This is a genomic window from Arthrobacter sp. ZGTC131, from assembly GCF_002929275.1.
Classification (GTDB): domain Bacteria; phylum Actinomycetota; class Actinomycetes; order Actinomycetales; family Micrococcaceae; genus Arthrobacter.
This window is the reverse complement of the sequence record NZ_PJIK01000033.1, coordinates 1-7,650: the sequence shown is the minus strand read 5'-3', so window position 1 is coordinate 7,650 and position 7,650 is coordinate 1. Positions and strand designations below refer to the sequence as shown.

At 67.7% G+C, this 7,650-nt stretch carries 8 protein-coding genes; 2 read left to right on the top strand and 6 right to left on the bottom strand.

Features of this window, described 5'->3' with window-relative positions; all coding sequences use genetic code 11:
- Positions 1–641: 641 nt before the first annotated feature.
- The 4 genes from CXQ90_RS21440 to CXQ90_RS21425 all read right to left on the bottom strand — a co-directional run bounded on the left by CXQ90_RS21440 (position 642) and on the right by CXQ90_RS21425 (position 3,659).
- Positions 642–1,268, bottom strand: a complete 627-nt coding sequence (locus CXQ90_RS21440) for a copper resistance CopC family protein (RefSeq protein WP_104141358.1) — start codon at positions 1,266–1,268, stop codon at positions 642–644.
- Positions 1,269–1,357: 89 nt separating this feature from the next.
- Positions 1,358–2,029 carry a hypothetical protein gene (locus CXQ90_RS21435; RefSeq protein WP_104141357.1) on the bottom strand — a complete coding sequence of 224 codons (672 nt, stop codon included), beginning with the start codon at positions 2,027–2,029 and terminating at the stop codon, positions 1,358–1,360.
- Positions 2,030–2,035: 6 nt separating this feature from the next.
- Positions 2,036–2,413, bottom strand: coding sequence for a helix-turn-helix transcriptional regulator (locus CXQ90_RS21430; protein WP_104141356.1), 378 nt, complete (start codon positions 2,411–2,413; stop codon positions 2,036–2,038).
- Positions 2,373–3,659 (bottom strand): MFS transporter, encoded by a 1,287-nt coding sequence (locus tag CXQ90_RS21425; RefSeq protein ID WP_104141355.1) that lies wholly within the window; start codon positions 3,657–3,659, stop codon positions 2,373–2,375. Before CXQ90_RS21425 ends, CXQ90_RS21430 begins: the two co-directional genes overlap by 41 nt.
- Positions 3,660–3,929: 270 nt before the next feature.
- Here CXQ90_RS21425 and chrA point away from each other — a divergent pair, with 270 nt between their 5' ends.
- Both chrA and CXQ90_RS21415 read left to right on the top strand, forming a co-directional pair.
- Positions 3,930–5,312 carry a chromate efflux transporter gene (chrA, locus tag CXQ90_RS21420; RefSeq protein WP_104141354.1) on the top strand — a complete coding sequence of 461 codons (1,383 nt, stop codon included), beginning with the start codon at positions 3,930–3,932 and terminating at the stop codon, positions 5,310–5,312.
- Positions 5,313–5,453: 141 nt separating this feature from the next.
- The gene (locus CXQ90_RS21415) at positions 5,454–6,131 is read left to right on the top strand and encodes a helicase associated domain-containing protein (RefSeq protein ID WP_258064695.1); all 678 of its coding nucleotides are present in this window, start codon (positions 5,454–5,456) and stop codon (positions 6,129–6,131) included.
- 93 nt (positions 6,132–6,224) lie between these two features.
- Here CXQ90_RS21415 and CXQ90_RS22570 read toward each other — a convergent pair whose 3' ends face one another.
- Both CXQ90_RS22570 and CXQ90_RS21410 read right to left on the bottom strand, forming a co-directional pair.
- Positions 6,225–6,380, bottom strand: a complete 156-nt coding sequence (locus CXQ90_RS22570) for a hypothetical protein (protein ID WP_181038671.1) — start codon at positions 6,378–6,380, stop codon at positions 6,225–6,227.
- A 183-nt stretch (positions 6,381–6,563) separates the two neighbouring features.
- A complete protein-coding gene (locus CXQ90_RS21410; protein WP_104141352.1) occupies positions 6,564–7,577 on the bottom strand; it encodes a DUF4192 domain-containing protein in 1,014 nt (337 codons plus the stop codon).
- Positions 7,578–7,650 lie beyond the last annotated feature (73 nt).

Here is a 7,650-nt window from a genome sequence, read left to right as displayed (position 1 = left end):
CGACGAAGGAGGGGCTGGATGGGGCCGGAGCGGGCACGATAATCCGAAGGACAGCAGACAAAAAACGTCGTAGACAACCAGGGCCAGGGTGCCCGGAGCCCTGCGACGGGCGCACTGGACCCAACAGCCGGCCGCGCCAGCGGACGCCCGACCGAGTGCGAGCACCGCGAGCATGCACTTTGTGCCACAGGCTGTTTTCGGAACTCGACCACACTTGTCGATGCAGGTGACCTGCAGGTTCATGTGATTCAGTGTCATGATTCACGCGTTTAAGGATCGCTAGTGCTCGGGAATGACGAGTTGCCGGGTGTTCCCTGCCCCGCCGTACCTGCCAGGAACCGGCCCGCTCGGGGGAAGTCTCCAGAAAGGGACGGACCTCAGTGCGGTGGAAGCGACTGAGGTTCGTTTTGCGGCCGATGAAAATCAACGGCCGGCCCCGAGCCGTCCTCGGATGGGCGAGTGCAACCGACCGGTTCTCGTCACAGGAGGCAGCAGCAACGCTCTATGAGACCGGAATGGCTGGGCCGTCGGTGGGCGTTCCTGCGGGCAGGGCTGAGCCTCTTCAGGACCGTCCTCACACACCCCTTGCAAGCGAGCCCAAGAGGGAGCGCGGCATCATCGCTTCCGCGCTCCCCTCGGGTTTATTTGGCGTTTGCTTTGCCTCGGCGGGTCAGGACGTAGACGAGTGCTGCGATGGCCAGGATGACGACGCCGGCGCCGATCAGCCATCCGGTGTTGTTGGTTTCCGTTTGCACTGCGGGTTCGGCTGCTTGGGTGACGGGGCTGGTGGCTGCTGTTTCCGGGGTGCTCGCGGCCGAGGCGGCAGCGGACGGCGTCGCGGGGGACGTAGTGGCTGCGGCTGATGAGGCGTGGTCCTCGGTCCCGGCGTAGGTGAAGGTGAAGGTTCCTTCGATGGGGTGTCCGTCCGCGGAGACGGCACGCCAGGCCACGGTGTGCTTGCCGGGGTGATCGATCTCGGCCTTGGTGGTCAGCGTTGCGCCGTCGACGCTCGGCTCGCCACTGCTGACCACGTGGCCGTCCGGAGCGGTGACCTTGATGATGTTGGATCCCTTGAGCTGGGTGTTCGGCGGGTTGTTCAGGGTGATGGAGACCTTGCCGGGGTTGGTGGTGATGCTCTGACCGTCGGTGGGGCTGGTGGAGGCCAGGGCATCGTGGGCCTGGGCAGGTGCCGCGCCAAGGAAAGCGGCGAAGGTCAGGGCTGCGGCGAGTGTGCCGGCGGCGGTGGCACGGCGAACGGAAGAAATCACGGAGTGTCCTTTCAGGACAGCCTGGACCGCGGAAGGCGGCAGGCAAAGCTAATGAATGAAGGAATAGCGGATCCGGCGCGGTGAGCAGGTCAGACTGCCTTGACGGCGGGCCGGAGACTCCGTGATGGCGGGCCCCGCGGGGCCGCGACCTGGGTATGTGGTGTGGAGCGGGGGATGGTGCCGATCCGCAGGGCCGGAACACGCGCGCCCGGAGCCACGGAAACCGGCTGAAGGATGCCGGCCAGGGGGCGGAGCCAGGCGCGCAGCTGCCAGACGGCATCTTCTCCACGGGCCAGGACGATTGCCGTGACCAGGACCGCGAGGGCATGGGTCACCGTCATGGCAACTCCCGTACCAGCAACGACCTGGTGTCCGGCCGCAGCCGCGCCGGTGACGGCGCACTCCGGAATGGCGAAGGCTTGGTGATGGCCGACGGCGGCAGTGCCGGCAGCGGTGCAGTGGCCCGGCGAGCCGGAGAGCCCGGTAAAGGCCAGATGCAGGAGGCCCTGTCCGGCGGTAAGGATCGTAGCCAGGGCCGTCAGGTTCAGCCGGTGACGGGAGAGGGCCATGACCGGCGGAAAAGCAAGGGCCGTCAGCAGGAGCATCACCGGCGGCGGCGGCAGGGCGGCCCCGGCAGCGGTGTGGGCAGCTGCTGCCAGGCCAAGGACCGCGGCGGCGATCACCAGGGTGCGCAGAAACCGTGCGGGTGCGCCGGCGGGCGTGCGTGGGCGACCCGCCGTCTGGGCGGTGGTGACTGTCATGGGCGGTTAGTCGTGGGTGGGTTCGCCGGTGATCCGGTGGTCGGCGTGGTTGATGGTTTCCCGGATGAGGCGGACCAAGTGCCCGTCATGAAGAGAGTAGATGATATGCCGACCGTCTTTGCGTGTGTCCACGAGACCGCTGAGGCGGAGTTTGGCCAGGTGCTGGCTGACCACCGTCCGGGGGACGGTGCCGACGGCGGTGAGTTCGGTGACGGTTTTCGGACCAGTGGAGAGCTGCCAGAGCAGGTGCAGACGCGTGGGTTCGGCCAGCATCCGCAACGTGCCAGCGGCGGTCTCGAGCAGCTCCGGGCCCGGGGTGACCGGGTGGACCAAGGACGGCTTCTCAGGTGCGGCTTTGGGTGCGCGCTCGGGCTGGCTGCTCATCGCTGCGCTCCTCACTCTCGGACTCCGGGGGCACCACGGCGGGGTGCCGGGGCCAGGACAGGAATGCACCTGCAGCACCTATCATCCCAATAACCGTCAAGGCGGCGGCAGCCCAGCCCAGCCCGGCGGCCGCGCCGACCCACCCGGCCAGCGGATAGGTCAGGATATAGCAGGCGTGCGAGAGCGAAAACTGCGCCGTAAAAACGTACGGCCGGGTTGCCTCGGTGGAGGCGTCCCGCAGCAGTCGGGACGAGGGTGTGAGGATCGTGGAGTTCCCCGCGCCTAGCAGGAACCACAGACCCAGCAGCCACACCCATCCGGCGCCGCCGACGCCGAGCGCGGTTAGGGCGGTGGCGCCGGCCAGGCCGACGGGTATCACCGCGGCGCCAGTGAGCATCACGGCCCGGTCCCCGAACCGGTCCAGCACCCGGGGCGCAGTCAGCGCCACGATCATCGACCCAACACCGAAGCAGGCCAGCGCCAGGGCAAGATCGGTGTCCGGCCGGGCCAGGACGTCGCGGACATAGACGACAGTGTTGACCAGTACCAGGGCGGTCGGTGCTGCGACGACCAGGTTCAGCGCCAGCAGGGACCGCAGCCGCCGGTTCCGCCAGAAAATTCGTGCTCCGAGCGTGGTCCGGTGCCACAGCGACGTGACCGGCCCATCACCCGTCCGGATCTTCGGCAGGGCGGTGACGGCGACCATGAGGGCCGAGAAGAGGAAGCCCGCGATTGTGCCGATGAAGAGGTTGTTGTAGCTGACTGCGGTCAGCAGCAGCGCGGCGATGGCGGGGCTGACCAGGGCCTCCATGTCGTAGGCCAGCCGGGACAAGGACAGGGCGCGGGTGTAGTCCCGCTCATCCGTCAGGATGGTCGGGATCAGCGACTGGAAGGCCGGGGTGAAGGTCGCTGACGCGGACTGCAGCAGGAAGATCACCACATAGATCTGCCAGACGTCGGTGATGAAGGGCAGGCAGAGAGCCATGGCGGCGCGGATCAGGTCGGCCCCGATCAGCACACGCTTCTTTGGCCAGCGCGCCACCAGGGCGTTGATCACCGGGGCGAGACCGACGTAGGCGAGCATCTTGATCGTCAAAGCGGTGCCCAGCACGGCGCCGGCGTTGGTGCCGGCCAGGTCGTAGGCCAGCAGCCCCAGTGCGACGGTGAGCAGGCCGGTGCCGATCAGCGCCACGATCTGCGCGGCGAACAGCCGGCGGTACGTGATGTTGCGCAGAACTGCCAGCATGAGCCAAGCCCCCTAGGTGCATATGTGCATGTATGTGCACTCATCCTAGTTGTGTTCGTCCCGGCTGTCATCACCGACCCGGCATTGCCCGGGAACCCGCCGGAGCGTGCCTGCTGGAAGCGGGGCGCCTGTGGTTACCCCCCGGGTCGGGCCGGGTCGTTTTGTGACGGGAACCCTCCATGCATGGGACGGCCTGTGCCACGATGGCTCAGATTCTGACGGACGGCCCCTGGGCGGTGGCCTGCACCGGGTAAGAGAGATGAGGCCGTGATGAAGGCAGTTCCGGACACCGGGCCGGCGGTGCGTGATCTGGTTCCGTTCCGGACTGCGGTGCGGACCTGGTTCCTGATTTCGCTGGAGACCTTCGGCGGACCGGCCGGGCAGATCGCGGTGATGCAGCGTGTCCTCGTGGACGAGAAACGGTGGATCGGTCACCGGAGGTTCCAGCATGCGCTGAATTTCTGCGTCCTGCTGCCAGGGCCGGAAGCCCAGCAGCTGGCCATCTACATCGGATGGCTGCTCAACGGCAGGCTTGGCGGGCTCGTCGCAGGGATCCTGTTCGTCCTGCCCGGCGTCGTAGCGCTGCTGGCCCTCTCTGTTGTCTATGTTCTCTTCGGCACGGTCCCGCTCATCATGGCGGTCTTCGGCGGAGTGGCGGCCGCGACGCTGCCGATCGTGGCCCAAGCCGTCGTCCGCGTCGCCCGCCGCGCCCTCAACCACCCGGCCCTTATCGCCCTCGCGGTCGCCGCTTTCGTTGCACTGGCCGTTTTTTCCGTGCCGTTTCCAGCCGTCATCGCCGCCGCCGGCTTCACCGGCTGGGTGCTGAGCCGGGCCGCCCCTGGCACCTTCGCCCCCGCCCCCGAGGAGGACCAGACAGACACCTTGGCCCCGGTGATCGCCGACGACGCCCTTCACGCCGACAGGCTCTCCACCCGGCGGGCGGCGCTGATCCTGGTTGCCGGTCTGGCGTTGTGGTTCCTGCCCGTTCTCGCCGTCGTGCTCTGGACCGGACCCGGCTCAGTCCTGACCCAACAGGGACTCTTCTTTTCCGGCACGGCGCTGGTCACCTTCGGCGGCGCGTACGCGGTCCTGTCTTACGTCGCCCAGCAGGCAGTGGAAGCCTTCCACTGGCTCTCGCCCGCCGAAATGGTCCGAGGCCTGGCCCTTGCCGAAACCACACCCGGGCCGCTGATCATGGTCGTGCAGTTCGTCGCCTTCATCGGCGCGTACCGCAACCCCGGGACCCTGGACCCCTGGACCGCGGCCTTCACCGGGGCGTTGCTGACCACCTGGGTGACCTTCGTCCCTTGCTTCCTGTTCATCTTCCTCGGCGCCCCCTACGTCGAACGGCTCCGCGGCAATCGGACACTGGCCGGCGTGCTGTCCGGCATCACCGCCGCCGTCGTCGGAGTCATTGCCAACCTCGCCCTGTACTTCGCCGTCCACATCGTGTTCTCGCAGACCACACCGCTGGTGTGGGGCCCTGTGCACCTGCAGCGGCCGGACCCCAACTCCGTGAACCTGGCCGCTGCCGTGATCGCCGCCGTGGCGGCGCTGCTGATCTTCCGCTTCAGGTTTTCGGCCCTGCGGACCATCGGCGTTTGCGCCGTGCTGGGACTCGCCGCAGGCATCCTCGGCCTGCCCCTGGGCTGACCTCCGGCAGGCGTGCCGCTGCTCTCTGGTATCACTGCCTGCGTTGGGTACGCACGGATTCTCGTTTACTCATTTGCTCACTTTGAGTAAATGAGTACCGGTGGCTGAGGCTCGTCCGGTCGCGGGTGGCAGGATGATCCGGTGATTACTGTTCGAAGAATTGCGGCGCCCAAGGCCGAGTGGGTGCTGATGTACCGGGGCGGGCTGACCCGTACCCGGATCGCGGCGCTGACGGGCACGCCGGCCGCGACCGTCGGCTATCACCTCGCGGTGGCGAGGGCCGCGGATCCCGGTCTTGAGTCCGCGCATGAGAAGGCCGCGGTGGGGAAGTCGCCCCGAGTCAGCACGCACGGGCTGGAGCGGGTGCGCGAACTGGTGGCCATGGTGCAGGACACGGGGCGGTATCCGTCGCGGATGTCCCGAGCGGCGGCCGAGCGGAGCCTGGCGTCCTGGCTGGAACGCCGCCGCCGCGACGCCGCAGCCGGGACGCTGGCACCGGTGCTCCGTGATGGACTGGACGTGCTGCCGGGCTGGCAGGGCGCACCGCGTGCACTGGCCGATGAGACCAGGTGGCGGGACAGGCTTGCTGCCCTGGCGAAGTACCGGGCGGCCGGGCATGACTGGCCCCGGCACAAGGCGACTGTGACCGATGAGGAGCACGAGCTGGGAGTGTGGTTGCATACCCAGCGGTACAAGGCCCGCCGTGGCGAGCTGGACCCGGCCAAGTTACAGGCGCTGGATGAATCTTTGCGGGGCTGGCGTACCGGGCGGCAGCGGGGCCGGAAACCCCGGAACGGCGCCGGGCAGCCGGCCGGTTAAGTTATGGCGGGAAGGCCGGCACCATTGGTGCCGGCCTTCCCTGTTTTTCCCTCAGCAAAAGGAAATCTGTGGGCAGCGTCGTCGCTGCCGGTGTTAGAGCTCGTCGTCGATCTGCAGCTCGTCGAGTCTGTGGTCTTTCACGGGAAAGTCTACGGGGCCGAGGCCCTGGTCTTCTGCGGTGAGCAGGCTCAGCTCCAGCAGGTCTTCGGCCACGCTGGCGTCTGGGCCGGCGGTGTCGTCTTCGGTCATGCGGAATTCTGCTGCCAACGGGTGCTCCCTGGATGATCGGACGGCGTTGTCCTTTCACCCTAGCCGCGGTTCCTCCGGATTGGCTGGCAAGGTGCGCCCGCGCAGCGTTGCCGACGGTCGGCGCACTCACGGCCGGGAACGGGGCGTTGGCCGGACCCCTTGTGTGGGGTCCGGCCGTGGCGGCTAGTTCCGTGCGGGCGGGGTGTAGGCGGTGGCCTTGTTTCGGGCGACGTCGGCGACGAGTCCGCGGTTGACCAGCTCGGCGAGCAGGGCCGCGAGCCGGAAGTCGGTCACGTCCTCCATGGCGAGTTTGAAGTAGCGGGCGGCGAAGCTGGATTTGCCTTTGAGCCAGTCGAGCCAGCCGATCAGGCACAGCATCGGTGCGCGCTGGCCTTCCGGGGTGGATTTCATCAGTTCGAACGCGAGTTCCTGGGCGCGGTCCACGCGTGCCCAGTCGGGGCGGCCTTTGACGACTCCGAGGATGACGGAGGTGAATTGTTCCGGGGCGGTGGTGATGACGTCGGCGAGCAGGTAGTCCCTGACGGTGGGGTGCTGGAACGCTCCCGCCAGTTCCCGGGCGCTCTCGGCGGTGAGGGTGGCGGGGTCGTTCAGGATCTTCTCCCAGAGGGCGCGGGCGCCCTCGAGGTCTTCGGGCCAGCCCTGCGGGATCTCCGAGGTGATGGCTTCGGCGGTGTCCGGGTCCCCGGTGAACGGTGCGGGTTCCTTGATGCCGGTGATGTTGCTGCCGGTGTAGATCAGGGCGGCGTTGCCGTTGCTGTCCGTGATGGCTTCCAGCGGCTGTTCGGTGCAGCAGGAGGGGTCTGTGCAGAGGTAGTTCCGCCAGTGGTTGCTGGTGATGATCCATGCGTCTTTCAGGGGCATGTCCGCGAGGGCGAGTTCGTTGCTGAGCGCGTCGACGTGGTCCCGGTAGGGACGGCCGCCGTCGGGGCCGGTTTCGTCGGTGTAGATGACCAAGATGGTGCCGGTGGCGTTTTCGTCCGCGCAGAGGTAGGTCACGAGGGTCTGGGCGTAGTCGGCCGGGGCGGCTTCGGCCGGGGCGTCCACGCGCAGGGTCGCGCCGAGGCGCTTGCCGTTCAGGGTTAGCAGCACGAAGGATTCTTCCGGCTCCTGTCCCAGGGTGTGCGGGATGTACGCGAGGATGTCGGCGGGGCCGCTGAACTTCAATGATTCAGTCATGGTGTTTTTCGTCCTTTGCTGAGGATGTGGTGGGCGGGGTGCGGTCGGTGACCGGCCAGCTTCCCCTTCTCCC